The organism is Cyanobium sp. Cruz-8D1, from assembly GCF_024345975.1.
In the GTDB taxonomy this organism is placed as follows: Bacteria; Cyanobacteriota; Cyanobacteriia; order PCC-6307; family Cyanobiaceae; genus Cyanobium.
On sequence record NZ_JAGQCD010000002.1, the window covers coordinates 1 to 26,928 of the forward strand.

A 26,928-nucleotide genomic window follows, 5' to 3' on the forward strand; every position below is an offset into this window, starting at 1 on the left:
CTGGAGATCGCCCGATGACTCGCCTCAAAGCCAACGCCCTTCTCGATGCCGCCACGGTGCTGGTGGGCTGGACCAACCGTTCCGCCACCCGCGACACCGAGAAGGTGTTCAGCAGCGGTGAGGTGGTGAAGCTGAACACCAAGCTCGATGCCGCCTCCCAGTTCTCGCTGCTGGTCTCCCACCCCGGCCACAGCGCTGCGGTGACGGTGGTGCTGCATCTGGCGCCTGAGCTGCGTGACGGAACGATGGGCACCTTTGTCCCCGTCGCCACCGTCGCTGTGCCGGCAGAGGGCGGCCGGGTGGAGGCCTACATCTCCGGCCACGACATCCTGCTGGACACCGCCGATGTGGATAACGCTGACCTGCCGGCGCTCTGCTTCGCCAAGGCCGTCGTCACCCCTTCGACCCCGGAGGGGATGGTCGTCGGCCTGACCGCCACCCTGCCGGCCTGACCATGACTCAGCCAACAACGGGGCTGGCAGCCCAGGGCCCTCTCCCTGCCGGGATGCTGCGCATCCGCCTGGGCAGCCAGGCGCGCTACGTCTGGCCGGTGCATCTGCCGGGCTGGCTGGCACTCGGCTGGCGGCTGGCCGGGGCCGAGGCCACAGCCGGAGCCCCAACGGCTGGGGTTGCCGCAGCAGAGCCGCCGGCACCCATCGCTGCGACTGCTGGCGAAATCCTTGAGCAGGACGATGCAAAACCTGCATCACCCCGCGGACGGCGCGGACGCCGCCGCAAGGAGGAGCCGGAACAGCCACCCGCCGGGGCTGAGACCACACCGGAAGAAACCGGGACGACCGCTGAGGCTGACGCCGCCGACTCCGAGCCAACGGCAGCCCCTGAGGCCGCAGAGGAGGCAGGCACCACGCCTGGCGATGACACCACCACAGACGGGGACCACACGCTGAGCGCCCTGCCCGACGACCTCTTCGACGACCCGCTGATCTGATCCCCTGCTGGTCATGCCCTACCCCCTGCCCCAGCAACCCAGCACCGTGGGCGGCCAACGGGTGCGGCTGCTGCCACCTGTCGGCTGCCCGGGGGTGGAGCAGTGGGTGCTGCCGATGGAGTTCAGCCGCTGGGCCGAACTCGGCTACCGGAAGGGCCCCATCCCGGCCGACGACCTGGAGCTGTTCTGGCTGCCGGCTGACAGCCGCTGGAACGAACCGATCGGCTCAGCCGCCATCGAGCTGCTGATCAACCCGCGGCAGACCATCCCCTCACCGATCTCGGTGACCTGGGGTGATGGCAGCAGCAACGTGGTGCCCTGGCCGGCGGTCTCCAGGCAGGCGCCGCGGCTGCGGCACGTCTATGCCCAGCGGGCCGATGTGACGGTGCAGGTTCAGCTGGGGATGCTGATCGCCACCCTCCGCGTTGCCCTGGTGGGCTGCCCGGTGCCGCCCCAGCAGCTGCTGAACAACCGCGATGGCGGCGGCGGAACTGGAGGCGTCATCCAGCCGCTGATCCCCAGCGGCGGCATCAGCGGCGAGCCCTACGACGGCCGCCATGCGGTGGTCTGGCGCCTGCGGCTTCACCCGAACGGCGGCTTGGGCTTCATGCCCGACCCCAGCAGTGGTGAGCCGGCACTCGCTGTGGTGCAGGAATCAGGCGTCGGCAGCCGAGCCACCCGCTGGTACTCCGGCGATGGCCCGCCGCCATCCACCCTGCAGCCCGCGCCGGCCGTGGGTGACTTCTACCTGGACCGGCTATCGGGGCAGGTCTACGAGCTCTCCGCCTGATCGCCGTGCCCGACACCAACAAGGGCCTGGCCGAGCGGGTGGAGGTGTTCACCCGCGCCACCAGCGATGCGCTGCAGAAAGCGGTGGGCGAGGTGCTCGATGCCCGAAATCCCTGGCAGCTGCTCTACCGCCTCTCACGCATCGTGCTGCTCGGGCTGGTGCTCTACACCGCCTGGCTACTGATCACCCTGCAACCGGATCTGGCCAAACGGATGAGCACCACCACCGCCGCAACCCTGCAGGAGCAGGTAAGGGCGCATCAGGGGCAGGTGCAAACCCTGCTGCGCAGCGCGATCGAAAGCAGTGGCGATGGTCTCCACACCCTGGCGCTGCTGCAGTGGGGGGGCGGCGGCAGCGTGACCGTTCTGGCGGCCGATGGGCGCCATGGCCAGCTGGCGCTGACGCCGGGTCAGCAACCGCTGCTGGGTGTGGAGATGGCCGAGGCCCTCGGCCACGCCGCCCTGGGCCTATGCGCCAGCGATGAATCCTCCGCCCTGCCGATGGCGGTGCGTTCGCCGGCAGGCAGCAACGGTGTGATCCTGGTCTGCCCTGTGGGTTGCAGCAGTGCAGGGCGCGGCCAGGGGCTGCTGCTGGCGCTCTACGACCAAGAGCGGCCAGATGCCCCTGGTGATTTGCACCAGCGCCAGCAGAAGCAGTTGCAGCTGTTCTCCCAGCGACTCGGCCAGCTGCTGGAGCAGCGCTGAGCGCAACTCCAAATTTGGCGTCAATTAGGAGTTCGTTTGGAGTTGGCACCGCGCAGCCCACTGCCGCTGGCAACAGCCATTGATGCCGCCCCCTGCTCTCCATGCCCCTCTCCTGGCGTCAGCTCGCCTCGCTGCTCGGACCGCCAGGGCCGATGACACCGCTGGTGCTCTCGATGCCCAGCCCCCAGGTCAATGACCGGCGCATCCTGCTGCGGGCACCCCAGGCCCAGACCCTCAGCCGCGTTGATGCCGTGCTCACGGGCGGCACCAGCCCCAGCGTCTCCTTCTCGCTGCGCCATGGCGCCGATGTTTCCGGTGCTGGCACGGCAGTCACGACGGATCCGATCACCGTGACCAGCACCACCACCGGCAGCGCGATCACCAGCTTTCAGGCCCCAGAGATCCCAGCAGAGCACTGGCTGTGGCTGGAGGTCACCGCCATCAGCGGTTCACCCCAGGCGCTCACGGTGGCGGTGCAGTTCAGCTGAGCTGCCGGCCAAGGCGTCCAGGGCTTCTGTTGCGGTGGCAGGACTGAATCAGCAGGCTGGGGAGATCCCCCAGCCGTTGCGGTCTTGAATCAGCTGCGCACCACGGCCATCGCTGCCACCACCCTGCTGGCAGCTGTGGTGTTGATCCGTCCAGCGCACGCGGGCACCCTCACCGGCACGGCCACCATCCGTGAGCGGATCGCCCTGCCGCCGGATGCGGTCTTCGAGGCGGTGTTGATCGACATCGCCCGCGCTGATGCCCCGGCCACCGAGCTCGGCCGCGTGCGGCTGCAGCCGGCCGGCCAGTCGCCCTTCCGCTTCTCCATCCCCTACCGCGAGAGCGACATCACCCCCCGCGGCCGCTACTCCGTCCGCGCCACGGTGCGCCATGGCGAGCAGTTGCTGTTCACCACCGACACGATCACGCCGGTGCTCACCAGAGAGCCCAGCCAGCCGCTGAATCTGCAGCTGGTGCAGGTGGGTGGCGGCCCGCGGCCGTCCCAGGCCTCCTCACCGGTAGGCCGGTTGCCGGCCAGCTGGCGCGGCGATCTGCCGGATGCCGGCGGCACGACGCGCTGGCAGGTGGATCTCACCAGCGATGGCGCCTATCAACTGCGCCAGACCTTCCTGAATCGGCCGGCACCCAACAGCTTCGATGACATCGGCCGCTGGCGGCTGGAGAGCGGCAGCAACCGCCTGGTGCTCCGCGGCGGCCGGGAAGCGCCCCTGTTCTTCCAACCCATCGAGGGCGGCAGCGCCCTGAGGAAGCTCGACCTGCAAGGTCAGCCCATCAACTCGCGCCACAACGATCGCCTGCAGCGGCTGGCGGCCTACGCACCGATCGAGCCACGCCTGCATCTGCAGGGGATGTTCCGCTACCTCGCCGATGCCGCCAGCATCCGCCTCTGTGCCACCGGCACCCGGCTGCCGGTGGCGATGGAAGGCGACTTCCGCGCCCTCGAGCGTGCCTACCTCAAGGCCCTGCCGGCTGGCGCGGCGGGGCGGCCGCTGCTGGTGAACCTGGAGGGCCTGATCGCCAGCCGCCCCTCGATGGAGGCCGGCCGGCCGCCGCAGCGCACCCTGGTGGTGGAGCGCTTTGTGGGGGTGCATCCCGGCCAGGGCTGCGGCCAGGCCAAGACGACTCCCACCCCCGCCCCGCATCCCATGGCTTCTCCTTCCCTGCGCGGCACCCTCTGGACGCTCCAGGCGCTGCAGGACGGTGATGGCCCCAGCCTGAGCGAGCCCCCCGGCAAGCCGGCCGAGCTGCTGCTGGCGAGCGATCAGGAGCGTGTGAGCGGCAGTGGCGGCTGCAACCGGCTGATAGGGGGCTTCCGCCTCAGCGGCGAGCAACTCAGCTTCTCCAGGCTGGCCAGCACCCAGATGGCCTGTCCGCCAGAGCTGATGGCCTTCGAGCGGCGCTACAGCGAGGCCCTGGGCCGGGTGCGGCGCTGGAGCATCGACAAGCAGAACCTGCTGCTTCTGGACGAGCGGGGCCGCACGCTGCTGCTGTTCACAGCCAAGCCCTGAGCCCCTCCCAACTGAACGTGGCAATAGCCAGCAGAACAGCGCTGCCTGGCTGCCATGGGGTCCTGGAGTTCCACCGGTTCAATCCGCGGTCCTGAGGGTCCCGCCGGGCCGCAGGGCGGCCCTGGTGTTCAGGGTCCCCAGGGCCCGGCTGGTCCCCAGGGCCAGCAAGGCCCCGCGGGTCTGCAGGGTCCAGAAGGTCCTGCGGGTCCCTCTGGCCCGGCTGGTCCGGCCGGTGCCCAGGGCATCCAGGGCCCGGCGGGGATCGGGATCAACTTCAAGGGGTCGGTGGCGGCGATCGCCAACCTGCCGGCCAACCCGGACCAGGGCGATGCCTACATCGTCCAAGCCGACGACTCGCTGCGGGTCTGGGACAGCGAGAGCAGCAGCTGGGTGGACGGCGGCTCCATCCAGGGCCCCCAGGGGCCAGCTGGTGTGGCGGGTCCTGCCGGTGCTGCCGGTCCCCAAGGCCCTGCTGGACCGCAAGGTCCGCAGGGCATCCAAGGTCCAGCAGGCGCCGATGGTCTGATCGGTCCCCGCGGCACGGGCTGGTTCACCGGCACCGGTGCCCCGCCTTCCGCGATTCCCGGCGCCGTCGATGGCGACCTCTACCTCGACCTGCTGACCGGCACCGTCTATCAACTGGGCCCGCTGCGGGTGGCGGACCTGCCGGCCATCGGTGCTGCCTTTGACGGCGGCTACTACGCCGGCCTGATCAGTCACACCGCCAATGGCGTACCCACCCATGCGCTGATCATTTCGCCCAAGGCGCTTGGCTCTGCCCTCAACCTGGCCTGGAAGACCGCCAACACGGCCAGCACCGGCACCACGAGCGTGTTCGATGGCTGGGCGAACAGCGAGGCGATGAACAACGCCAGCCATCCGGCCGCGCAGTTCTGCCGCTCGCTCAACATCGGCGGCTACGACGACTGGTACCTGCCCGCCACCCAGGAGTGGGATGTGCTGTATCGGTCCTTCAAGCCGGAGGCGACGGCCAATGGCACCTATTCCGGGGCGGGTTATGGCGCCAACCCCTATGCGGTGCCGGCGGGCGGGAACTACACCGACAGCAACCCAGCACTGACGAGTGTGCTGGCTTTCCGCGCTGGTGGCGCCGAGACCCTCAAGCACTTCGACGAGAACTACGGCGACGATCCCTTCTTCCACTGGACCTCCACCCAGGCCGCCAGTGGCACCGCCTTCCTGCGGATGACCTACCTGGGGGATCAGTACGCCGAGGCCAAGACGAGCGCTTTCATCACCCAGGTGCGGGCGATCCGTCGCATCGAGGTGCTGCCGTAAGCGGCAGGGAGAAGAGCAGCCATGGCCAGTTGGCTGCCGCGCACCCAGGTCCCTGGTCAGCAGGTGAGCGTGACCCACACCACCACGCCCCTGCTGCCGGGTGCCAGCGCCCTGCTCGACCTCCCCGGCCTGGGGCGGCTGGGCCATTTCCTGGCGGTGAGCACCGATGCACCGGGCTGGGTGAGCTTCTACAGCTCGGGGGCGGCACGCGAGGCCGATGGCAGCCGCCCGATCACCCAGGATCCGGCCCCGGGGAGTGGGGTGCTGCTCGATCTGGTCACCACCGCAGCTGCCCAGACGATCACGGCACCGCCGGGCGGCACCTACTTCTCCACCGAAACCGGGGCGGCGGCGCCGCTGCTTCGGGCATTGGTGCGCAACACCGGCACTGCCCAGGCCGCCATCGCCGTGACCGTCACCGCCGTCGTGCTGGCGCCCTGAGATGAGGCCTACCCGATGAGCAGCCGGACCCTGATCGACATCAGCCGCCTCGGCACTGACACCACCTGGCCCTCGGTGGCGGTGGAGGTGAACGGCTACCTGCAGAACTGGATCGCGGCGGCCAACACCCAGGTGAGCCAGCACCAGCTGCGCATCGCCACCGCACCCAACCCGGATGCCACCGCAACGGACCCCTGTGGCTGGCGGCTGGAGGCGACCCTCGCCCAGCTCACCCCCGGCGGGGAGCCAGCGGTGCTGCTGCTGGAGGTGTTCCTCACCGGCACCACCCTTCAAATTCGGCCGGGCATCGGCAACACCGAGCCCTACGTGGGGGCCGACACCGAACAGGGCTGGGTGTACCCCGCCGGCGATGTCGTCTACAGCAACGGCACCTGGAGCACCACGCCGCTTCCCTTCAATGCCCAGGTGGGCTGGTCGCTCGCCCCTGGGGCTGAATACTTCGTGTTCGCCTACAGCCAGCACCGTTTCACGAACAGGCAGGCGGTGCCGCTGCTGATCGCCCGCGACCAGGTGTCCGGCCACTGGATCCTGGCGGCCTCGCCCCCCTCTACCTCCAGCTTTGATGGATTGCGGGCCGTGAGCTGGAACGTCCGCTCCGGCCAGCCCTCGGGCTCGCGCTATCTGCTGCGCGATGGGCTGCTCACCGTGGTGCGGATCAGCCAGCCCGCCGAGCTGGTGATCGCCACCACCGACTGGAGCTACTACGAGGTCGCCAACGAACCGGCCCAGTTCTGGGAGCCGCTCATCCTTCCCCCCGACTTCGCGGCGGTGAACATCAGCAGCGCAGCGATGAGCTACTACAAGGCGCCCGATGGCAGCGAGTGGCTGGCGATCGGCGCCCATGGCCTGCTGCTGCGCACCCGCGAGGCGGGACCCAATGGGAGCTTGCTCCCATGACCTATCAGGTGTTCTGCCAGTCCTTTGCCCCCGGCAGCTGGAAGTGGACCAGCAAGGACGCTGCTGGGGTGGGCATGCAGCTCGATGCCGCCTTCCGGGCCTTCGCCGCGGTGGTGAACGCCCTGCCGGGCAACGCCAGCACACCGCTCAGTGTGGTGCGCTCTCATGCCGATGCCACCGCCAACCGCTGGGGCTACACCTGGCAGCTGGGCCATCCCGTGGAACCCGCCCACCTCTGGTTCCTTACTGAGAGCACCACCGCCCAGGGCGAGACGCAGAGCAGCAGCAGTGCGGTCTTTGGCAACGCGCTGGCCAGCACCTTCACCAACAGCACCAGCAACGGCGGCTACGGGTCCTACAACAACTCCTCGATCAACAGCACCGCGCTGGCCTACGTCGACAGCACCCTGACCGGGGCCACGTCGATCGGCGCGATCCTGCTGATCGCCCAGGACACGACCCCAGGGAAGGAGCTCTTCTGCTGGGCCCTCAAGACCCATGGCGGCAACGACGAGCTGCATCGCGACAGCTGCCATGCCCTCTACAAGAGCCCGGGCACGACGGGCTGGAACTCGATCGCGATCTTCCCCCGCACCAGCAAGCAGTTCTATGGGCAGGTGGTGCTGCACGGCTATTCGGGCAACAGCTTCGGGGGGCTCCCGTCGGCGATCGGCGCCAGCATCTACGCCAACGGCCATCAGCTGCGCAGCGGCATCGCCCTGGGCCACTACGAATTCGTGCTGCAGAACCAGGGCCTGTTTGATGCACCACCGCCGCTGATCCAGCTGCCGGCGCCGCTGTTCATCGGCTCCACCTCGACCCGAGGCGCCAGCACCCATTTCGGCAAGGTGACCCGCCCCGATGGGGTGATGCTGCAGCTGGGCCAACGCTCCAGCGACCGGGACGTGTGGCTGTGGGTGCCAGCTGGCACCAGCCACAACCAGGCCAGCCCCTGGAGCACACCCCTGACCCTGAGCCACTGGCGGGAGAGCAACGAACTGCACTTCATCAGCAGCCTGCCCCCGGGTGGGATGCAACTGGTCTCGGGTTCGGCGGACTTCATTCGCCACTTCCCCCACATGAGCGCCGTGGGTGCCCGCCAGCACCCACAGCAGGGCCCGCTGCTCTCCGGCTCCGGTGGTGGGGGAGGAGGATGTAGTGGTGATGGGGAAACGGGTGGCGGAGCAACTCGACCATCCACAGGCCTGCTCTGGCCGCGGGGGATCTGATCCCGCCACGGGCGCACGGCGCTGAGAGCCGGCTGGCTCTAGACGCTCCAGCGCAGCGGCTCCTCCCAGCCGGCCTCTGGGCAGATCAGATCCCAGCAGCAGCCGATCGGCTGAGGAACCGGCAGGGAGAAGAGCACCAGCTGCCGGGCGACCCGCACTGGGTGACGGCGCTGCGGCCTGCGCTGGCGGGAACGGCAGGGAGCGGTGGTGGTGGCTTGCATGGCGAACTGGAGAAGAAACGCCCCCCTCCACGCCCCTGAGCCACGGGGTCAAGGCCACCCGTTGGGTGCTCGCCTTGGCCTTGACGCTGTGGCGCCGCCAGCCCACCGCCTCTGGGGGCTGCTGGCCAAGGGGCGGACCATCGGGGACGTGCTCTCCTGCGCCGTGGACCACCGCCAACCCCGCACTTACCTACCGCTGCGCTCAGCCGCCGCCGGCATGACCCAGGCCGCCCTGGGCCTCGTCCCCGGACTGGGCCAGTCCACTGGCGGAGAGGCACATCAGGAGAGAAATGCCGGGATCAGGGCTCCCGGCGGGCCCTGGGCCTCAGGCCATCTGCAGCCTCAACTCAGCCAGCGCCTCACGATCAGCCTCCAACTGGCAGCGCTGCAGCAGCTCCTGCTGAGCCAGCAGCCGCTCATCGAGCTCATCCACCCGCGCCAGGCACTGCTGGATCGCCGGGATCACCTCCTCCTCCAGCAAGGTGATTTCCTCCTCGCCATAGGGCTGCTCGATCCAGGTGCGGCGCAGCGGCAGCCCCCGCCGCAGCTGCAGGATCCGCTCGATCGCCTTGAGGCTGGATTCGAGCAGCAGAAACGGATCCTCCTCTGGCCGGCAGAACGGCGAGGCAGCGGCAGAAAGCATGGCCATGGACTCGGCGCCGAGAGCGGCGCAGCGACGGGACCGATCCCAGTGGAGGCCCGACGGCAGGAGGGCCTCAGACTGGAGAGGCCCGGAGCAAGACCCAAAGGGTCGAGCCCCACAGGGGGCAGGCCCCTCAACTGCAGTGGGCCGCTGCCGCCGCTGCTCGGGGGCCATGGGCCGGGAAGGTGATCACGAACGGCCGATCGGCCTGGGCGCAGAGAGGCAGCCCAAAGCGGCCGCCGCAGCTGATGCACTGGATCTTGCGGCCGCCTCTCCCCCGACGACTGGCGGGGCAGGCCACAAAGCGCACGCCCTCGTGGCGGAACACGGCGGGCGCATCGGAAGGCACCACGCAGACCGCCGGGATGCCTTGGCACATCAAGGCCGCCGCCGCGCTGCGGGATTCAGTGGAGGCATTGATCACCAGCCCCCTGGCGGCTGCCTGCCGCAATGCGGCTTGATTCTCCGGGCTCATCGGGAAGTGGGTGAAGGACCAGGCCGCCCGCAGATGGCGGGTGGCCCTGGCCAGCTGGAGCAACAGGGCCTGATCGATGCGCAGCGGATCGGCCGGATCCGGCCATTGATCGCCCGCCACGCAGTGGCGGAACAGGATCCCGGCCGGCAGCGCCAGCACCTGCTTGATGAAGGCCGCCGCCGCCAGGCCGCTTTCGCCCCGGCTGAGCCGATCCCAGTGCAGCCGGGTGTGGAAGCCAGCCTCGGCGTAGCAGCCCTGATCACCAGCAAGGGGGCAGCTGGAGGGACAGGTGCGCCGGCTGGTGCTGGAGACAGCAATCGGGCCGGTCTTGCCGTTGAGACTGGGGAAGGACAGGGAGGCACGGTGGGAGTGGGCAGCAGCCACAGGAGGGGTGACGCAGGACCCTCCCTGCAGCCGCGCCGCCCGGCAAGGGCCAGCCACCACCCAATGGCGCAGCGCAGCGGAGCCCAACGTCCACTCCGGCTGGCTGGTGAAACCCTTGCCCAGGCGCGGAGCATGGAAGGGCCTGCGCCGCCGACCTCACAACGCAGCCGATCGCTACTGCTGAGGCGGTAACTGGCAAAGCCCAGTGGGGAGCCGTGATCGCTTGGATCCGCCTGCTTGCTGGCAAGTGCTGGTGAGCGGCCAGCTGGGCCGCGTTGCGATGCCCTCTCCGCCAATGCGTGCGCCTGCACCTGATCTCGAGCCCTCGGCCATTCAGGCCGAAACACCTCCGCCACAACACACGCCGGTGCCGGCAGGGCGCTGGCCCCTGCCCACCCTGGATCTGAGCGTCTCGGCTGATGCCCTGGTGCTGCTGGGCATCTGCGGCTGGCTGATCTGGCGCCGCTTCCTGCGGCAGGTGGTGCTCAGCCGCTTTGGCTTCCTGCTCGGCTCTCAGCAGAACGCCCGCTACCTGGTGGAACTGCTCGCCCAGGTGGCCGTGCTCACCGGCGCCAGCCGTGTTGCCCTGGGCACCTTCTACAACCCGGAGCTGCTCACCACCGGCTACGGCTATACCCGGGTGGCGATCCTCAGCTGCTACGTCGCACCGGGCCGGCTGCCGCTGGATGTGGAGTCACGCTCCATGCCGATGGAGCGCATCCGCGCCGATGTGCAGGACCTGCTGGAGCACGCCGATGGTGGCTGGCGGCTGGTGGAGGCCGGCCCCCATCTGCCCACTCCCTGCCTGGACTACCTGCTGCGCAACCGCATTGCCTTCCTTTACGGCCGTCTGGTGATGCTGGAGACGCTGCCGATCGGCATCCTCAACCTCCATTTCGATACGCCGCAGCAGCGGCCGGCAGACCTGGGTGCGATCTGCCATGCCGACCGTCTGGAGACTCTGTTTGCCGAGATCAGCCTGGTGGTGCGGGGCCGCATCCTCAGGCCATCGCTGTGGCGCCGCCTGCTGCGCACCTGGAGCGGCCACTGATGGCCGTGGCATGGCGCATCAGCATCGGCTGAGCCAGCTCCATCCACCTGCAATGGGCCCGCAGGCCTCGAGCCCACAGCAGGGCAGGATCGCAGCGAGAGCTGGATCCCAGGCGGGCCTCACACTGGAGAGGACCCGGAGCAGGACCTCTTTGCGGTCTCAGGCGAGCCTGTCGACAACGATGCTCCACCCCCTGCCTGGGGCATAGCGGTAGGCACCGCCGCTGATCGGCTCCACCATCCAGCGCTTGCCGAAGTTCAGCCGGCTGAACTGCAGCCCCATGCCCTTGGCGTTGAGGGTGGCGCCACTGATCAGATCCGGCTCACCCCATGGATCGTTCACCACTACATGGGTGGGGGTGTGGCCATAGACGATCAGCCAGTGGCCCGAGCCGGTGGGTCGATCGACATGCCCCCGGTGGATGTAGCCGCAGGGGACGGGGATGCCGCGGTTGATCTGCTGCTCGATCATCTGGAAGTCGGCGTTCTGCACCAACCGGGCTGTGACGCCGTAGTGGGCCAGCGCCCGCAGCTGGGCGCTGGCGTCGGTGGTGTCGCCAAAACGCTGCACCACCGCCAGGTAGTGGTCGTCGCCATGGGCGCCCTTGAGCGTGCCGGGCTTGATGGTTTCCAGGAGCATGGCGCAACTGGAGGAGAAGCAGGTGCGATCCCGCTGAGAGAGCTGGGCCGAATCGCGCTGCGAGTAGCGGGGCACACCCACCAGTGGGTTGGGATGGCGGATGGCGCCTCCCCCAGCAGGGGGCTTGCTGTTCAGCCGGCTGGGTGATGCGCTCCAGAGCGCGGCCTCTGCCTTGCGCCGCCGCCGCAGGCCGGCCTCGCTGGGGCCGCCGGGATTGACGTAGAGCATCAGCGCCGCGGGAACCTTCTCCAGCTCGCCGGCCTGCAGCACCTTGGTGATGGTGGTGAACCCCTTGCTGCCGAACCAGGCCGGGCCGCAGTTGTAGGTGAACGAGAGCAGCGCCGCCTGCTGGTTGGTGCTCAGCTTTGCCCAGCCAGGGATGCGCTGGGCCAGCAGCTGATGGTCTCGCTTCAGGCGGCCGGCGAGCAGGGCATCGGCCAGCTCCTGGCTGATCCGATCGCCCCGTTTGACCGGTGCACCGTCGTCGTAGGTGGTGCTGCCCCAGCCGATGGTCCAGGGCTCGGCGCCGGTCTCGGGATCGGGGTAGGCGGTGAGCTTGCAGCCCTCGAACTCCTTGACCAGCGGCATGGCCACCGCGACAGCGGCCGGGATCTCAGTGGGCGCCTTGGTCTCCACCGCGGCCTTCCACAGATCCCGCAGCTCACTGCCCTCAGCCAGGGCCTCGGGCTCGTGCTGCACCAACAGGTCCAGCACCGCCTGCAGCCAGGCACGGTGATGGCTTTTGCTGGGGTCGTAGTGGCTGACGTAGTTGCTGGTGGGGACTGGAGGCTTCCCCTGCAGAGGTGCCTTGCTCATGGCTGCCAACGCTCCAGATCGTCCGCCGATGCCCCGTCCAACCAGGCCGAGAAGGCCCCATCGCCCATCTGCCCCACGGCGTGATCCGCAGCGGCCCGTGGGTCGAAGAGCGCAAACAGCGGCCCCAGGTCGTCACTGGCCCAGCTCTCACCGGTGAGGGCCTCCAGCTTCTGGCGCACCACCTGCTCGAGATCGGCTCCGGAGCAGCGCTGCAGCAGCCCCGGCAGCAGGGGATCGAGCTGGTGGAACAGCACCGGTGCGACCGCCAGGATGCGGCGCTGCACAAACCGCCGCGCCAGTGGTTTCACCACGGCCTCCAAGACCCCCAGGGCCAGAAAGGCGATGGCCAGATCAAGCAGCCAGCGCATCGTCCCCGTCCTCGTCGCTTGTGCCACTGCGGAACTGCCCGAGCCGGTTCCTGGGCGGCAGGTGCCGCACCACGCCAGATGGGATGCCGCCATCGGGGCCGCCGCCACCTGGACCGCGACCACCGGTTCCGGGGCCATGCCCCCGGCCGGAGTCCATGAAGTAGGTGGCGGCCGACTGGCCCGCCAGGGCGATCGCCGGCAGGGCCAGAGCCCAACGGCTTTCGCACAGGGCGATGTCCTTGGCGCGGAGCTCGCAGACCCCCACAAAGGCCATCAGCGAGAGGATCTCAGCGCCGACCAGGGCGAGGATCGGGGCGGTGTTGCTGCTCAGTTGTGGTGGTGCCATCGGCATCAGTGGGGCCGCCGCAGGCGAACCGGCCAGCCCTCCATGGGCCTTTGCCAGGCCGGCCCACAGCCCGGCTGCAGGAAGGGGCCTCAGCCCCCACCTGAGAGCTGCTGGCGCAGGGCGGCGATGGCCTTCTTCTGGGCCCGCTGCACCGACATGGCGCTGATCTGGAGCCGCTCGGCTGCGGCCCGCAGCGACAGGCCCTCCAGGAGCGTGAGCCTCAGGGCCGTGGCCTGGGCGGCGGGCAGCTGCTCGACCAGCTGCTCCAGCGCCAGCTGCTGCTCGGCCCCGCTGGAAGCTGGCTCGGGCTCAGGGGAAGCCAGCTGATCGAGCAGGCACGGCTCGCCATCAGCGCTGGCATCGAGGCTAAAGTGCCCCAGTGGGCACTGGCCCTGCTCATGCAGGCGATGGGGAATGCGCACCAGCCGCACCCGATCGCGCAGGTGATGCTGCAGGGCACCGGTGATGCAGCGGCGCAGATAGGGCCCAGCGGGCTCACCGGATCGGCAGCGGGGAGCGGAGCGGACCAGGGCTTCTCGGGCCACCTGGATCAGATCCTCCCGCTCCACCAGCGGGAACAGACGCCGGGCGGCGGCTGAGGCGATGGCATCGGCCAGAGGCAGGTGCTCCAGCGCCAGGGCATCGCGGGCTTTGAGGGCTGAACGGCTGAGGGCTTGGCCTGCTGGCTTCTGGCGGTGGGAAGGGGACGTGAGGGAAGCCATCGGGGAGACGGCGGAGAACCCCACCCCCACCGGCCGGCCGCAGCGCTGTGGCAAGGACGCCCGACATCGGAGGGCGCATGGCCCGATCCTTGACGCGGCGTGAGGACCGGCCGAGGGATGCGGTGGGTGTGCGCCGGCCCGAAGGCGTCACCAAGCCGTCAGGGCCGAGAGACAAAGCACTGCGAAAAATGCCCAGGCAGCCTCAATTCGACTTAGAACAGCAGGTCAAGAGAGGAGGGCAGATAGATCACCAAAAATGATCAGTCTCCGATTTCGACAGCAGGGTATGAACTTCAGCGACAATCAAGAGACTCAGACAGCTGTCTTGGTTGAACCGCCATGTTGAGTGACCCTCGGACGACAGCGAACTTTTATTGCACCTTTGCTGAATGCGGAGTCCGTCGCTTTGCTTGACCACACATAAGCCTCCCCGGGCTGCAAGTGCGCCATCTTCTCGGGAGTCAAATCACCCAGTGCTGCATTGGCTTTTTGAATATGTTTGAGCCAGGCTGGGGAATTGAACTTATGCAGGATGATCTGACTGGAAAGCTCAATGAGAGCTACGGGAACTGAAGGTGGGTCCTGGCTTGCAACCATGACGCTCGTTCCCTTGTGCCGCATTTCTCGGACTACTTCAATTAAGCCACCAACCAGGTCAGGGCTGTCAATGTACTTATGTGCTTCATCAAAGACCACAAGCTTGTTGAACTTGCTTCCCTCGTAGGTGGCTTCAGCGAAAAGCTGGAGAAGGACAACAAATAGACCAAGAGCTTGGTCCTTTTCCATGAACTCATCGCGAAGGTCTACAATAACTAGGCGTCCAGGTCGTATCGCCTCACCTAGATTGACGCTGTCATCGATGAATTCTTGCGCAAGCTCCAAACGACCGTATGCCAAATCCTTGATGTGATCTGGCATGCGTGAATCAGCAATCCCATGACGCAACCCCTCCAGGGTGAGCTCATCCCTGAGCTGTTTCATGATCATGTTGAGTTGTCTGATATAGGTTGCCTGGTTGCCTACAGCTCCCAACAGAAATCTCCAGTGACTCGCCTGGAGCTCGTTGGCAGCAAAGCGAAGCGCACGGACCTCAATGCCCGGATAGTCTTTTTGTCTTTCATCAAGTTTATCGGATGGGACCAGCAGGAGAACATCGGAGAGAGCTTTTGGCTCGGCACCGTATTTCTCTCGTAGAAGAGCAATTTGTGCTGCATCACTATTCGCTGCCACCATGGAGGTGAACTCGGGCGCGTAGTCCATGGTTGGGCTGTAATGAAAGATCACTGTTGCGAGGGGTTGCGGCAACAAGTTGATTCCATCAATAGGCAAAGAAGCCATCTCAGCAACACTACCAAGGGTGTAGCTCTTCCCCCCACCCTGGACACCGAAGAGGCTGATCGTATGAGTTTGGTTGAGATCAAGCGCAACTTTGCGACCTGATACTTCACCAAGTAAGCCATATTGAGGTGAATCGCCGGTGACACCTAGCATCACATCACAGGCCGGTCCACCGTCGCCATGTTTCTGATCTATCACCTGATGCAAGGAAGCAGTACGATTTGGTTCGCCATCTAATGGAATTGTGGGTTCGCACCCAATAGCAGTCTGAATGGAAACAGGAGATTCGTCAGTCCTATCTATTGGTTGTACGCTAATCCCATCGCTGCTTGTTTCATGCTGAGCAGAAGCAGAATCAAGAGGAGATCCTCCTGATGGAGTTCCATCTGGTTTTATGGATACCAGTTGGCCTCCTGACCTCGGTGGAAGGTCATCATCATCGTTCTTAGGAGTTATCTGTGGCTCAAGTGGGAACGCAGTTGAGAGCCCGCTCGATTGCCGCCGAGTTGAAGCCAAGTCCTGCCATGAAACACTGCGATCGCGGGCTTGACCAAGGAAAGCCGCAGTTTCAAGCTCAGGAATGCTTCGTCTGCGTTGCAAGCGGGTGGTCTCAATATCTGCCGAGGCGATGAGGGGGGCAGCAATTGAGCAATTTTGGGCCTCAGTGGCATCATCTTGCTCAGGTGGGGAGGATGCAGCTTCTTCAATAAGCTCACGGATCAGATCTGAGCCGACACGGTGAAACTCAATTCCATTCTCCTGCTCAATGTCACTCCCTGTTTTCTCAAAATCAAAGATGAGTGCACTCCGGGTAAAGACTAACCGATAACCATCTTCCAGGCTACGAAGGAAGAATCGTGCTTCTTGAACCGCTGAAGACTCCATGAGATTGTAACGCACCCCGCGATCCAAATAGAACTCAAGTAGCGAGACGAGCTCCTGGCTCTTCACCAATCGATCCGCGCGGTCTGGATTATTCCTATGAGGATCAAAGTGTAGTGAGAGTACCTGCTCGCTTTGCGCGATCTGCTCGGCGATTTTATCCTTAAGTGAACTGTAAGCGGCAAGATCTCCAACTGCTGCATAGCATTTGACTTCAACCAAGCGACAGGTGATCGTACGCTCGGCTGCATTAAGGTCAAACAGAGCTAGGTCAGTGCGTTTGAAGCTGACTTCATCGCCCAGCTCATCAGCAGCTTTCTTGAGACTGCGATAGAGCTCAAGATGGGCATCAAGAGACAGTGTAATCTGGCTTTGAAGTGCTTCTTGATGCCAGAGATAAATACGGGAAAGGGCGAGGCCTAGGGCTTCGGCACGCTGTGAAGGTGCGGAGATTAGCTTGAGGGCCAATCGTCCAGAGAGGGATCGCAGCTGATCAAGGATGGCAATTGCATGCCGGCCTTCACTCGGAAGTCCGTACTCATTGAGCACTGGAACAAGCATGGCCTCCAGCTCGGAAACAGAGCGAGATGTGATGGTCAGCCTGTGACCCACCGCATTACCAATATCTGGAGAGTGATCAATAAGGTAATCAGGACGCTTCCGCTGACCACCATGATCAAAAAACTCGATGCCCATGTTGCGGTCGAGAGTGACCACCCAATCGCTGACTTCATGAACCTGATGGAGGAGTGCCCGTTCTTTGGCGTCCAGGGCCAACCCGATCACCGGGCGCATTGCATCCTCGACTTGGCCGGTAGCAACTGCACTTATGGCGCTGGAGAGAATTGCAGGAACCGTTGAAAGTAGTTCAGTAAGCTTCTCGGAACCACTGAGAGGGAGAGCCGAGCCATGGCGCGGCGTCCTACACCAAGCAACGGTGCTCTCATCCTCTTTGTACTCCACCTGGTAATCCTGGAGAAGACCATGGACTGGAGCAGCAAAGTCTTTAAGCGTGGCTTGTTTAGCCCCAACCTCCTCTGCAGGAAAGAGGTCAAAGAGGAAGGACAAATGGGCCGGGAAGCTCTCGGGTTGAGCACGAAATTCATTTGTGCTACGGATCGCAAGCGCTAGCTTGGGATGAAGGTGATCACCGCTTGAGGTAGTAAATGCGTCTGCTTCTCGGCCGGCAAGAGTACCGGAGGGCGAGAGCAAGTCTGCTAATCCCTCCCCAACACCAGGAGCATCAGAATCAACAACAAAGATACGGATATCATAGGAAATATCTTCGAATGTAGGTTGACCCTGAAGGGTCAGGAGCATATCTGCAAGAATTCCGGCGCGGCCAGGATTAAATGCGTTAATTACCAGCGTGCTGATGTATGGGTGCTGAATCAAGTATCGCTGCACTCGTGTAGCCAGAGCCTTCCCATCCAACAAAGATCCACCTATGGCGGGTTCGGGCAATCCAAAAGACGAGCAGACATCACCAAGCAGCCCCCTGGGATCAGGTTCTTGGGCAGGTGCATAGAGCGACCAGAATGGAGCAATGTTGTCGATGGGTATCAACAACCGGGTTGCTGATGCCTGGCTGGCCATCGTTGACAAGACAGGAGGGTGCCCGATTGGTACAACTTGATTGAGCAGCGCATCGCGCGTTGGCCCCACAAACTCTGCTGCGGACTTCTTGGCTGCTTCAACCCAACTCTCTCCAGTTCGAGCCCAAGTGGCCCACCAAAGGACCATTAGGGGGTGTGTTGGAGCAAGTAACGCTGCCTCACGACGATGACCGCGATAGTCAAAGATCGTCAAGCTGACAGTATCGAGTGTTAGGAAACGCCCTAGTGCAGATATATCGACCCGCGTGTCGCCAGATGAGGCGCCAGATGCCTGAGACAGTAGCTCCTCCAGCAATTCCCGGTAGGTATCGGCATACTCGATCGCCAGTGCCTGGTTTTCGAGAAAATCAGCCGCTTGGGTAATGAGCTCTGCACCACCGCTTCGAACGACATCAAACCAGGCCGAGCGGGCTTCAAGGAATCTATTGCAGGAGGCACATGTCGGCCAGATTCCCTCATTCCCCGTAGGCTTATCAGCTTGACCCATACGCAGCGAAACTCTCCAGGAGAGTGGGCCATGAGATGCTGAAAGAATGGCCTGTTCAAGTGTTTTGAGAGTCCGTGAGATGGGGATCTGGACATTTCCTTCGTGGCCAAAGGAAATCTCTAGAGTGTCACGACCGGAGCTGTTGGCTTGCCGCCCCTCTGACCAGCGGGCCCCTTGAGGTCCAATCTTGTTGGTATCTCTGCCATCCTGAACTGAACTGAACCTCAGATAGAGACGTGCGTGCTCAAGGCTGTCATGCTTGGCAAGGGCCCGTTGAGGTGGTGGTGGGGGCTCATCAAGTTCAGTGACAACGTAGAAAAGCTCACTTTCATTCGGCCGTTGAATGGCGCCATCGCTGTCGTCGACTGACCAGGGGAGAGGATTGTCCCGTTCATCCACCAATGGGATGAGGTCTCCGTCTTCTGTTTGCGCCAGGATGCGAATAAAATGCCAGCCTTCCTCCCAGTTGACCTTCGATAGATTGTTAATGTCAATCGTTGCCGAGGTTCGATTCGTGCTCCATGCTTTCTTGCTGCGAGCAAGCCCTACAGGGCCCGTTGCTCTAGAGATCACTTGAGCGACGAAGCGATCTAAGCCTTGTACTCGTGAAGGATGTGGATTGACCTGGAATCCGACATTGAATTTTCGCAAGCCGCCAGGGCCAACAACGAGTATCCTCTCCTCGGGATTGAGTTGCTCTAGCCTTGAATCAGGGGGAGATTCGCCAACCATAGGAAGGCTTGCTTGAACATTGCCAATAAAGATTCGTTCATGATCGTCTTTGCTCTCCTGAAATTCCCAGCGATGGAATGCAAATTTCCAACAGGCACGATCCAATACGATTCGGCGCGTCCAGTCGTATGGATCTTCTAAGCCCGTATGGGCAAGAAAGTTGGCAAGTTGCGAGCTGCTTGCTCCCTTCTTGAGACCAAGATCAAGAACACGACCTCTCTCCGTTGCGTGAGACCAGGTTAGTCTGCGAACACAGTCGCGATTACGAGTAATCCTGCTCGGTGTTTTGGTGGGATCAAGGAGTAGTTCAAAGTCAGGGACGAGAGCCAGTTCAAAGAGAGCTGCGCCTACGGCTTCTGGATCTCCGTCATTCAGCTTTGCAGTAAGTAGAAACCGAACGATTGCCAAAGGATCAGCAAATGGCCACGGATCGTCACCCTCAAGTCGACGTAAGCCTTCGGCAACTGCACCCTTTATCGGAGACGGCAGCTCCTCTATCAGCCGGCCACGAAGCTGCTTATAGACATCTCCTACAGGAAGATCTTCAAACGTCGCGACCCCAAAACTATCTTCGGCGGCAGATCGTACCTCGTTGGGGATAAAAACAAGAAGCGGTGGGCGCTGGGATCCGTCTGAGACCGGGTTGCGAAGTTCAACAAGCTTTGTGGCACTGACTGTCAGCTCAGGCGGTGTGATTGCATGGCCATTCCCAAGAATCACCACTTGAGCTTCCGGAACTTCTATTCGTAGACGTGCACAGAGACGCGCCATTAAGGCACTATCAAGGTCAGCGATCCGCATACAATGGCCATGGCTCCTAGAGCGCAGAAGGCCCGCCAACCGAGACAACAACTGGGCCTCTAATTCAGTCGCTACATCATGAGGCTGGACTGTTCGAAGACCTTGGCTCATGGCTCCTCTCCAGCTCCAATGGCGTTAGGCTTAATCCGGTAGCGGGGGGTGACTGTCTGGGAGACATAGGCATCAGAGAGGTCTCGGTAGAAACCAACTTCACGCAGCCGAGCAGTAAAGGCTGACGCATTTTGACGAAGAGCAGCACGGTCATCAATGCTGGTTGCAGTAAATCCATCTCCCCGGGGAAGGCGATCGATATGGAGGCCATAGCGCTCACGTAGCCAGGTGAGAAGATCCTCGATGCGCAACTCACCAGTATAGAAAGGATCCGTAGGCTGATTCTGTTTAAGGACAGCCAACTGAAGAAGCACTTCCAGCAATCGACTGTCTAGAACAAACCGGCGCGGAGCTCCCTTTGTTCGGCCTTGGGAGAGAAGAGCCCCAGGGCGATTCTTCATCAATAACGAATCCAAGCATTCAGTAATGTACTGTCGATGAAACTTGCCTCTCAGAGCGGAGAGAATCTCAATATAGGCATCGAAATCTGAAAGTCCAAGGTCGATCACTGCTTTAATCTCTGGGTCCAGATCAGGTTCACTGACGGCCGACGTATTCTGGACGATTGAATACATACGTGAACCAAAATACTTTTCCAGCTCTGCCTTGTGCAAGGACTCCAGGAGCTGCAGCGCATCACCTACTCCCAGCTCTTGACCCTTTGCGAGATGAAGCTTTCCGGCCTTCGCCAGAGACTCGCCAAACTCTTCGAGCTTCTTGGCAGTAAAGCAGCTTTTGACAAAGTTAGGAATGCGTCTGTAGTGGAAGTCTGCACTACGGATTGCTAAGCGAGCGGAAGCGGAACTCGGGCTAACACCTAGGTCAACAACAAGGCCGATCTGGTATGGGCAGTCACCTTGGGGACTGGAAAAGCTTCGTGGATCCATCGGACAGGAACCGACAGCACAGATCGGATCATCACCTTTGCGTTTCACTAGGGCCGGCAAGAGTTTGAAGAGCCGCAGGTGATAAAGTGCAAGATGGAAGGAGAGAAGAACTTTGAGATAGTCGACCATGGTCGATCTCGGAATATGGTGCTCATAGAACAGCAAGCGCTTAATGTCTTCAGCCAGTAGATCTGCTGATCCGATGCAGAGGGGAGAATAACTCTCCCTACCATTGCGCGAATCAGGAGCATCTTCTGCCTGATTGGTGAGCCTTAGCAGTGCCTGGGTTTCGACATCCAAGACAGCTGCTCTATCCAGTTGGCCTGTGATCTTGTCATGACCCTGGAAGAAGAAGCTCTTCAATTGTTCCAGTGCTGCCTGGCCTGCGCCTTTGCGGGCATGGTAGAGAGATTCATAGAGATGCTGGGCAGCGCCATAGTCACGCGAGTGTTTCGCATTTCTAAAGCGATAGGTGAAACCGTGAAGCGGCCTTGGTGCTGCAACGACTTCGTTGGTCTTTCCTCTGTTCACCATGTCCATGAGGTGCGTCTGAAACCAACGCTCGACGATCTCTCGATGCTGGGCAAAACCGGTGAACCACTCGGGATGGTCAAGAAATTCATCAACGAATGCCTTCACGGACAACTCATGACGCCGTTTGAGTCGGCTGGCAAAACCGCTATGCGCTAGTCGTGCGAACAGGGCTGTCAGCACACGGTCCATCTCGATCTGCTTGAAATCGAGATAGGAGATCTTTTTGTTATTGAATGTTCGATCCCTGCTCGACAACGTCATGCGGATACCTCCTGCCTGGATGGGAGGTGCATCATCTCGAGACGACCATCATGATGTCGCTGAATTTTATAGAAGTCCTGACCAGTCGTTGTCAGCAGGACCTCTTGATAGGGTGCGGACCCTAAGATATTCTTGAAGACAGCAAGACTTAAGTAATAGCCCTGTTCCTCTTCGATGCTTGGCCGGTAGCCGCGATTAAGACGTTCCAGCATCTCAAAGATATCAAGATTGATCAGGAGTTCAGCTTCTTGATCTCCATCCTTGAATTGCAGCGCAAGACCTTCAGGCATGTGCTCGATAAAGCGAGCCTGGCTGGCCGAATCCTTTGAGGAAAGCTTGAATTGATCTGACTTATAGAGACGGTAGGAACGGACCGTGCCTCGTTCAACTTGTCGTACCTGCAGCGCCAGGCTGTTGCCAAGTCGAGTGGGTTCGAGTAAACCTTCACCTCGATTGATGGCATGGAGAACATCTTGAAGGGCGAGTTCTGTGCTTCGTTGACCCCGCATCATGGCCAGCATCCGCTCTGCAGAGCGGTATGGAAGCATTGAAGACCAGCTGGTGTCGCGCCTTTCGAAATAGATACGTCGACGAGCCATGGAGAGGAAATGCCGGTGTGCAACGGCTCTGCTTGTTGAAGGCTTGCCAGTGAAATCACGTGGCAAGGTCTCGTAGAGCGTGCTCAGTACTTCATGGTCATAGCTGCCGCGCCCTGAAAAACTGAACCGGCTCTGATCCATAGCCGGACTGATGAAGTCGAGACCTCGATCCAGGCGCGGGTCGGCTGCAGATCCCACATCGACTCCCTTAAGCAACTGCAGAAGCCGATCAGCAGTACCAGTATCCGCAGCCATCCAGGAATTGAAATAAAAACCAGCAGCGATCAACTCTCGCTTCCCTTCGCTGTAGAGAGAATGGATCTCTGTACAATCTCGTGCGGAGCTCAACATGAATGACAAGGCTGAACGCAGATCACGAATGGTGATATGCAGTCGACCGCGAAGATGACTCAGGGTGTAGAGCGTCTTGAGACGCTCAATAACTTGAGGCGCTGCTGTGCGGTCTTGAAATGTCTGGGCGTTGTGGTGGACGTAGCACTTGTCTTTGAGATCGCAGCTCTGGCAAGCCTGCCAGTACTTCGGTTTGACCAGAGCCCGTAGTTGGCGCTCCAAGATCGAATTGTCGTCGGAAATAGGACTTGCGACGACACTGCGCCAATTCAGATTGACGACAGCGATGTCATGTTTATCCTCACCTGTACGCAGACTTTCTTCTACCACTGCTAACAAGGCTGGGAACTCGTCCCTGGCGGTCTTGAGGAAGTCAACCAACCGACCTTCATTGATCGCGATCAGGCGTGTCTCATCCGTTGGCCACGCATCTGGATTAGTGCCTGAGAATGGTCTAAAGAACTCATAGAGGACATCGTCATTCTTGCGTTCTTCTTCATCTTGGGATCCGTCGTAGTTGGTTATGAACGTGCGGCCTGTGGTGGAGAATCGACGACCGTTGGGCAGCGGATCGCTGGATTGGAGCTGAGCCTGGGTTCCCGCCTCCACTTCCAGCTGCTGTAAGAATGCTGTCTTCCCATCACCAGCATTCCCGGTGATCAACACCAGCTTGAATTTACCCGCTATGACCTCGGGTATTAGGTTCTCGTCCAGCAGCGTCGGGATGTAGGTGAGGCGTCCGAGTTCATTCAGCCCTCGTGTCCCCGCATTGGTCTTGCGGCTCTGGCTGTAAAGGCTCTGGAGGTAGCTGACGAATGAATTGGTATTGGGCTGGACAGATCCAGCGAGGTCGGGGCCCAAAAGGGTGCCAGCCGTTTCTGTGGCAGGTTCCCGACGGGCCCGAGTGATTGGCTGCAGAGCTTCGAGCAGTTCTGAAGCCGAAGCGAATCGTTCTGACCGCTTCGGGGCAATGGCTTTTTGAACAAGAACAGTGAGTTCGGGTACCAGATCGCTGCCCCCAGGCCCATCTCGAGGATCAGGCGCAGGGGTACCCGGCGGTGGTGCGCTACCTTTCCATGGATAGGAGCCTGTCAAAGCCTCATAGATGGTCAGGCCAAGGGCATAGAGGTCGCGGTCAGCCAGCTCACTGGGGGATGGTGTTTCTGATAGGTCAAGGTCTGGAGGGAGGTATCGGTGGGAGCCCCCTCCATGGCCGTTGTCTTCCGAGCGGACGGAGACGTTGAAGTCAGTGATCTTTGCCCCCTTAACGGTCCAGAGGAGGTTGTGGGGCTTGATGTCGCAGTGATAAAGGCCCTCACGGTGGAGGTGAACCAGCCCTTCGGCCACTTGCCGATACAGCAGCAGGACATCTTCGGCATCAAGACGATCGTCGCGGATTAGATCCGCAACGTCTTCGCCCTGGACGTACTCAAAGAGGATGTAGGGAGGACCATCCTCCCCCGGGAGCACATTGGCATCGATCACCCGCACGACATGGGGGTGTTCAGGGAGGCGGACGAGGGTCTTGTACTCCTTCTTGAGTCGCTCCAGGGTTGAATGCCGATCGCGCAAGATCAGCTTCAGAGCCCTGGTGACATCGCCAAGGGTATCCACCACCTTGTAGACCACACTGAAGCTGCCACGGCCGATCAGCTCCTGCACCTCAAGCTTGCCGGCCAGCAGGGTGCCCTTGGGCACCTGGGCCCAGTCAATTGGAGCTACCGGCACCGTTTCAGGCTGCGCAGCCGCAGGCTCATCGTTGCTTCCAGCTTCCGTACCAGAGAAAAGAGGCTGCAGTGCTGAATCAAGGGCAAGGCCTGCGGCTGTGGCTGACAGCCGTTGATCCGGGTCAAAGGTGCACAGCGTCTGCAGCCACTGATCGAGCGCCGAGGGGATCTCGGATCGCAGCGTTGATGGATTGACCTGGAAGGTCGCGCTGCGATCAAAGAGTTCGGTGATCGAGGTGAAGGCCCGCTGGCCAGTGAACAACTCGTAGAGCACCACCCCCGCCGAGAACACATCAGAAGCGGGGCTGGCATTCGCAGGTTCCCGCCAGGCCTCTGGGGCGACGTAGGCGGGATCAACCTCCTCAACCACCTGATCAGCGATGGTGAGGCTGCGATCGGTGCCAGCCCTGGCGTGCTCAAAACCCGTCAGGCGGATGTGGCCATCCACCCCGAACAGGATGGTGCTGGGGGAGAGGTTGCGGTGAACCACTTGGTGGGAATGGCAGAAGGTCAGGGCTTCGAACAGCTCCCGAGCGATCCTGAGCTTCTGATCCAGGGTGAGGGAAAGCCGGGGCTTGTCGATATGAATCCGTAAGGCCTGTCCTGAAACATCGTCAGTGACCAGGACGTACCTGTCTTCCCCCTCAGTGGCAAAGAAGTTCTTGGCACCAGCGATCAGCGGATGCCCCGGCAGACGGTTGAGCGCGCGGAAGGCGTTGGCAATCCGGTCTTTCTGCTGCTGGCGTTGCTGTGCATCTGGAAGGTAGGGATCCGCCTGATAGACACGCAGCAGTGCCGTGCCCCCCTTGATGCCGGCAAAGGTGTTGACGGCTCGATACTCGGTGAAGGAGTCGCTGCCACCGAGACGTTCAATCACTTGCCAGTCTCCGAGCAGGACCGGCCCACTTCGCTTTTGGGCGGCTCCAACCAGAGCTTTGCGGATCAAGCCCTGCAGAGCAGTGATGTTGAGATCAAAGCGGGCAGGAATCCGGTGGGTGTTCTGGAAGAATGCAGCAGCCTTTCTCAAGGTGGTCACATTCTCAGCGTCTCGACCACCTTGATCGGAAAGATGGGCATCGGGCGCCGAGAGGAGAACGACTGCATCAACGAACACGCCATCCAGATTTCGCTGACCAGGCTGGGATGCTGTAAGAAGGCCCTTCAGGGACCGGGCATGGCCGCGGAGCTTGAGCAGCGGCGATGTGAATGGGGTACGACCCTCGGGATGCCACTTGGCTCCATAGACATCAATCAGGCCTCGTGTCCCTTTGACATCCACCAGATAAAGCGCATGGGGGGCCAGAACGGCGATATCTACTTCGAAGGTTTCATCTCTGCGCTGAATCTCGAAGTTGTGAAAGATCAAGTAGCCATTCGGCAGGTGATCCCGCAGATGGGCAATCGCCACACGTTCGGCATCGTTGACGGGCTCGCCGATGGGGACCACGGTAGCCATTAGGTGGCTTCCTCAATGGCACGCTCTATCAGAGATCGCGCTTTCTTCTCGGCTTCTGATGCCTTGTCGCGCAAGTCAATTGCACTATCTACAATCATTGAAATCTTGTGCCGCACGTCCTCGTGTGGCCATGGGATTGAAATGGCTTTTAGCCTGCCTGCATCCATATGAGGAATGCTTGATCCCGCAGCCTCACGAGAAAGCAACGTTACACCTTCGGGCGTTGATAGCAGGCCATATATATAGCCCGCGTCCTTAGGGTCTATTGATGTAATGCGTACCATATTATTTGAAACAGCGAAACCGTCCAGTTGAGCCCCAACGTAGACGCTTCTGCCAATCAGTCCGCCAAGCTGACCGGCCTCCTGAACAAGAATTGTGCCTTGCTTAACCTGAAGTGCATTCTCGGCCGCTACCCGCTTCATAAGGTATCTATCAGACATGGCGGATACCTGAAAGACGTCCCCACCTGTGATGTAAGGTACGCCATATGAAGGGTCGCTTGCGTAGCGACGTTTAAAGATTCCCGGAATAAAGACATCGGCAACCTCGCTTAAAAGGCAATGCTGGCAATTTGTCGCAGTGTCAAATGATCTGCGAGCTTTGTGAGATATCGGGCTGTAGTAAAAGGCGTCGAGGCGAGCCTGAAGGCTTCTTGATCTAACAACGGCGCAAGGAGTTTCACCTGCAGGCCCTTCTTCGTCTTTGCCCAGTATGTCCTTGACACTAGAAACTGCCTGCTCTAAACGCTTTGCAGCATCGGATCGATTCCCAGATGCAAGCTCCACTAAACGACTAACTTGCTCTTCTAAGTCTATGCCCAGCCGTGGTACTGGCAGACCAGCAATGTGCTCCGGCTCGATTGACTGAATGATGGATCCATATGTTCCCGATGTCACCAGCGGGACGCCAAACTTGCTGCTTAGAAAGGCATAGAGGTAACCAGGAGGGATTTTTGCCTCATCGGGCACAACTCTCATGACATGCTCTGAACACGCTAGTCCGTCCATGTCTGGACGGGAATAAACCATTCGTCCAATGGTTCCTGACCGCGTTATTAGCGTCCAGCCCTTTCTCAGCAAGAACCTCGGATTTCTCCTGACTTGCCTTTTGGAGATGAGTGGCAGCCCTGATAG

At 61.9% G+C, this 26,928-nt stretch carries 22 protein-coding genes; 11 read left to right on the forward strand and 11 right to left on the reverse strand.

Annotation, left to right across the window (positions count from 1 at the left end; genetic code table 11):
* The 10 genes from KBZ33_RS01515 to KBZ33_RS01560 form a co-directional block, all read left to right on the forward strand.
* Positions 1-452: hypothetical protein (locus KBZ33_RS01515; protein WP_254950216.1), on the forward strand; the 452-nt coding region annotated here is incomplete at its 5' end.
* Positions 453-505: 53 nt separating this feature from the next.
* Complete coding sequence (locus KBZ33_RS01520; RefSeq protein ID WP_254950214.1) at positions 506-949, forward strand: hypothetical protein; 444 nt, start codon at positions 506-508, stop codon at positions 947-949.
* A gap of 13 nt (positions 950-962) precedes the next feature.
* On the forward strand, positions 963-1,739 hold the full coding sequence (locus KBZ33_RS01525) for a hypothetical protein (protein ID WP_254950212.1): 777 nt from the start codon (positions 963-965) through the stop codon (positions 1,737-1,739).
* A gap of 5 nt (positions 1,740-1,744) precedes the next feature.
* Positions 1,745-2,443: a hypothetical protein gene (locus tag KBZ33_RS01530; protein ID WP_254950210.1), complete on the forward strand. Its 699-nt coding sequence runs from the start codon at positions 1,745-1,747 to the stop codon at positions 2,441-2,443.
* A gap of 101 nt (positions 2,444-2,544) precedes the next feature.
* On the forward strand, positions 2,545-2,931 hold the full coding sequence (locus KBZ33_RS01535) for a hypothetical protein (RefSeq protein ID WP_254950209.1): 387 nt from the start codon (positions 2,545-2,547) through the stop codon (positions 2,929-2,931).
* 84 nt (positions 2,932-3,015) lie between these two features.
* Complete coding sequence (locus KBZ33_RS01540; RefSeq protein ID WP_254950207.1) at positions 3,016-4,458, forward strand: YbaY family lipoprotein; 1,443 nt, start codon at positions 3,016-3,018, stop codon at positions 4,456-4,458.
* Positions 4,459-4,512: 54 nt separating this feature from the next.
* On the forward strand, positions 4,513-5,757 hold the full coding sequence (locus tag KBZ33_RS01545; RefSeq protein ID WP_254950206.1) for a collagen-like protein: 1,245 nt from the start codon (positions 4,513-4,515) through the stop codon (positions 5,755-5,757).
* Between the two features lie 21 nt (positions 5,758-5,778).
* Positions 5,779-6,198: a hypothetical protein gene (locus KBZ33_RS01550; protein WP_254950204.1), complete on the forward strand. Its 420-nt coding sequence runs from the start codon at positions 5,779-5,781 to the stop codon at positions 6,196-6,198.
* Between the two features lie 15 nt (positions 6,199-6,213).
* Positions 6,214-7,116 carry a hypothetical protein gene (locus tag KBZ33_RS01555; RefSeq protein WP_254950203.1) on the forward strand — a complete coding sequence of 301 codons (903 nt, stop codon included), beginning with the start codon at positions 6,214-6,216 and terminating at the stop codon, positions 7,114-7,116.
* A complete protein-coding gene (locus KBZ33_RS01560) occupies positions 7,113-8,345 on the forward strand; it encodes a hypothetical protein (protein ID WP_254950202.1) in 1,233 nt (410 codons plus the stop codon). The genes KBZ33_RS01555 and KBZ33_RS01560 overlap by 4 nt, the downstream gene beginning before the upstream one ends.
* A gap of 38 nt (positions 8,346-8,383) precedes the next feature.
* Here KBZ33_RS01560 and KBZ33_RS01565 read toward each other — a convergent pair whose 3' ends face one another.
* The 3 genes from KBZ33_RS01565 to KBZ33_RS01575 all read right to left on the reverse strand — a co-directional run bounded on the left by KBZ33_RS01565 (position 8,384) and on the right by KBZ33_RS01575 (position 10,155).
* On the reverse strand, positions 8,384-8,566 hold the full coding sequence (locus KBZ33_RS01565; RefSeq protein WP_254950200.1) for a hypothetical protein: 183 nt from the start codon (positions 8,564-8,566) through the stop codon (positions 8,384-8,386).
* Positions 8,567-8,891: 325 nt separating this feature from the next.
* Positions 8,892-9,215, reverse strand: coding sequence for a hypothetical protein (locus KBZ33_RS01570; protein WP_254950199.1), 324 nt, complete (start codon positions 9,213-9,215; stop codon positions 8,892-8,894).
* Between the two features lie 127 nt (positions 9,216-9,342).
* On the reverse strand, positions 9,343-10,155 hold the full coding sequence (locus tag KBZ33_RS01575; RefSeq protein ID WP_255011442.1) for a hypothetical protein: 813 nt from the start codon (positions 10,153-10,155) through the stop codon (positions 9,343-9,345).
* 208 nt (positions 10,156-10,363) lie between these two features.
* Here KBZ33_RS01575 and KBZ33_RS01580 point away from each other — a divergent pair, with 208 nt between their 5' ends.
* Positions 10,364-11,119 (forward strand): hypothetical protein, encoded by a 756-nt coding sequence (locus tag KBZ33_RS01580; RefSeq protein WP_255011444.1) that lies wholly within the window; start codon positions 10,364-10,366, stop codon positions 11,117-11,119.
* A 159-nt stretch (positions 11,120-11,278) separates the two neighbouring features.
* Here KBZ33_RS01580 and KBZ33_RS01585 read toward each other — a convergent pair whose 3' ends face one another.
* The 8 genes from KBZ33_RS01585 to KBZ33_RS01620 form a co-directional block, all read right to left on the reverse strand.
* Positions 11,279-12,574: a glycoside hydrolase family protein gene (locus KBZ33_RS01585; protein ID WP_254950194.1), complete on the reverse strand. Its 1,296-nt coding sequence runs from the start codon at positions 12,572-12,574 to the stop codon at positions 11,279-11,281.
* The gene (locus KBZ33_RS01590) at positions 12,571-12,942 is read right to left on the reverse strand and encodes a hypothetical protein (RefSeq protein ID WP_254950192.1); all 372 of its coding nucleotides are present in this window, start codon (positions 12,940-12,942) and stop codon (positions 12,571-12,573) included. Before KBZ33_RS01590 ends, KBZ33_RS01585 begins: the two co-directional genes overlap by 4 nt.
* A complete protein-coding gene (locus KBZ33_RS01595) occupies positions 12,926-13,288 on the reverse strand; it encodes a hypothetical protein (protein ID WP_254950191.1) in 363 nt (120 codons plus the stop codon). The genes KBZ33_RS01590 and KBZ33_RS01595 overlap by 17 nt, the downstream gene beginning before the upstream one ends.
* Positions 13,289-13,377: 89 nt before the next feature.
* Positions 13,378-14,064: a sigma-70 family RNA polymerase sigma factor gene (locus KBZ33_RS01600; RefSeq protein ID WP_254950190.1), complete on the reverse strand. Its 687-nt coding sequence runs from the start codon at positions 14,062-14,064 to the stop codon at positions 13,378-13,380.
* 258 nt (positions 14,065-14,322) lie between these two features.
* The gene (locus tag KBZ33_RS01605) at positions 14,323-19,866 is read right to left on the reverse strand and encodes a methylation-associated defense system ATP-binding protein MAD8 (RefSeq protein WP_255011447.1); all 5,544 of its coding nucleotides are present in this window, start codon (positions 19,864-19,866) and stop codon (positions 14,323-14,325) included.
* 107 nt (positions 19,867-19,973) lie between these two features.
* Complete coding sequence (locus KBZ33_RS01610) at positions 19,974-21,659, reverse strand: methylation-associated defense system protein MAD7 (RefSeq protein WP_254950186.1); 1,686 nt, start codon at positions 21,657-21,659, stop codon at positions 19,974-19,976.
* Entirely contained in the window at positions 21,656-25,792 is a 4,137-nt protein-coding gene (locus tag KBZ33_RS01615; protein ID WP_254950184.1) for a methylation-associated defense system protein kinase MAD6, read from the reverse strand. The genes KBZ33_RS01610 and KBZ33_RS01615 overlap by 4 nt, the downstream gene beginning before the upstream one ends.
* Positions 25,792-26,772, reverse strand: coding sequence for a restriction endonuclease subunit S (locus KBZ33_RS01620; RefSeq protein WP_254950182.1), 981 nt, complete (start codon positions 26,770-26,772; stop codon positions 25,792-25,794). The genes KBZ33_RS01615 and KBZ33_RS01620 overlap by 1 nt, the downstream gene beginning before the upstream one ends.
* Positions 26,773-26,928: the final 156 nt, after the last annotated feature.

Bases quoted from the DNA above. Each gene is read 5' to 3' on its own strand.
- KBZ33_RS01560 (WP_254950202.1), top strand. From the start codon at position 7,113: ATGACCTATCAGGTGTTCTGCCAGTCCTTTGCCCCCGGCAGCTGGAAG.
- KBZ33_RS01620 (WP_254950182.1), bottom strand. From the start codon at position 26,772: ATGAGAGTTGTGCCCGATGAGGCAAAAATCCCTCCTGGTTACCTCTAT.
- KBZ33_RS01585 (WP_254950194.1), bottom strand. From the start codon at position 12,574: ATGAGCAAGGCACCTCTGCAGGGGAAGCCTCCAGTCCCCACCAGCAAC.
- KBZ33_RS01580 (WP_255011444.1), top strand. From the start codon at position 10,364: ATGCGTGCGCCTGCACCTGATCTCGAGCCCTCGGCCATTCAGGCCGAA.
- KBZ33_RS01590 (WP_254950192.1), bottom strand. From the start codon at position 12,942: ATGCGCTGGCTGCTTGATCTGGCCATCGCCTTTCTGGCCCTGGGGGTC.
- KBZ33_RS01595 (WP_254950191.1), bottom strand. From the start codon at position 13,288: ATGGCACCACCACAACTGAGCAGCAACACCGCCCCGATCCTCGCCCTG.
- KBZ33_RS01615 (WP_254950184.1), bottom strand. From the start codon at position 25,792: ATGGCTACCGTGGTCCCCATCGGCGAGCCCGTCAACGATGCCGAACGT.
- KBZ33_RS01570 (WP_254950199.1), bottom strand. From the start codon at position 9,215: ATGGCCATGCTTTCTGCCGCTGCCTCGCCGTTCTGCCGGCCAGAGGAG.
- KBZ33_RS01545 (WP_254950206.1), top strand. From the start codon at position 4,513: ATGGGGTCCTGGAGTTCCACCGGTTCAATCCGCGGTCCTGAGGGTCCC.
- KBZ33_RS01525 (WP_254950212.1), top strand. From the start codon at position 963: ATGCCCTACCCCCTGCCCCAGCAACCCAGCACCGTGGGCGGCCAACGG.
- KBZ33_RS01520 (WP_254950214.1), top strand. From the start codon at position 506: ATGCTGCGCATCCGCCTGGGCAGCCAGGCGCGCTACGTCTGGCCGGTG.
- KBZ33_RS01555 (WP_254950203.1), top strand. From the start codon at position 6,214: ATGAGCAGCCGGACCCTGATCGACATCAGCCGCCTCGGCACTGACACC.
- KBZ33_RS01605 (WP_255011447.1), bottom strand. From the start codon at position 19,866: ATGCGGATCGCTGACCTTGATAGTGCCTTAATGGCGCGTCTCTGTGCA.
- KBZ33_RS01565 (WP_254950200.1), bottom strand. From the start codon at position 8,566: ATGCAAGCCACCACCACCGCTCCCTGCCGTTCCCGCCAGCGCAGGCCG.
- KBZ33_RS01535 (WP_254950209.1), top strand. From the start codon at position 2,545: ATGCCCCTCTCCTGGCGTCAGCTCGCCTCGCTGCTCGGACCGCCAGGG.
- KBZ33_RS01550 (WP_254950204.1), top strand. From the start codon at position 5,779: ATGGCCAGTTGGCTGCCGCGCACCCAGGTCCCTGGTCAGCAGGTGAGC.
- KBZ33_RS01610 (WP_254950186.1), bottom strand. From the start codon at position 21,659: ATGACGTTGTCGAGCAGGGATCGAACATTCAATAACAAAAAGATCTCC.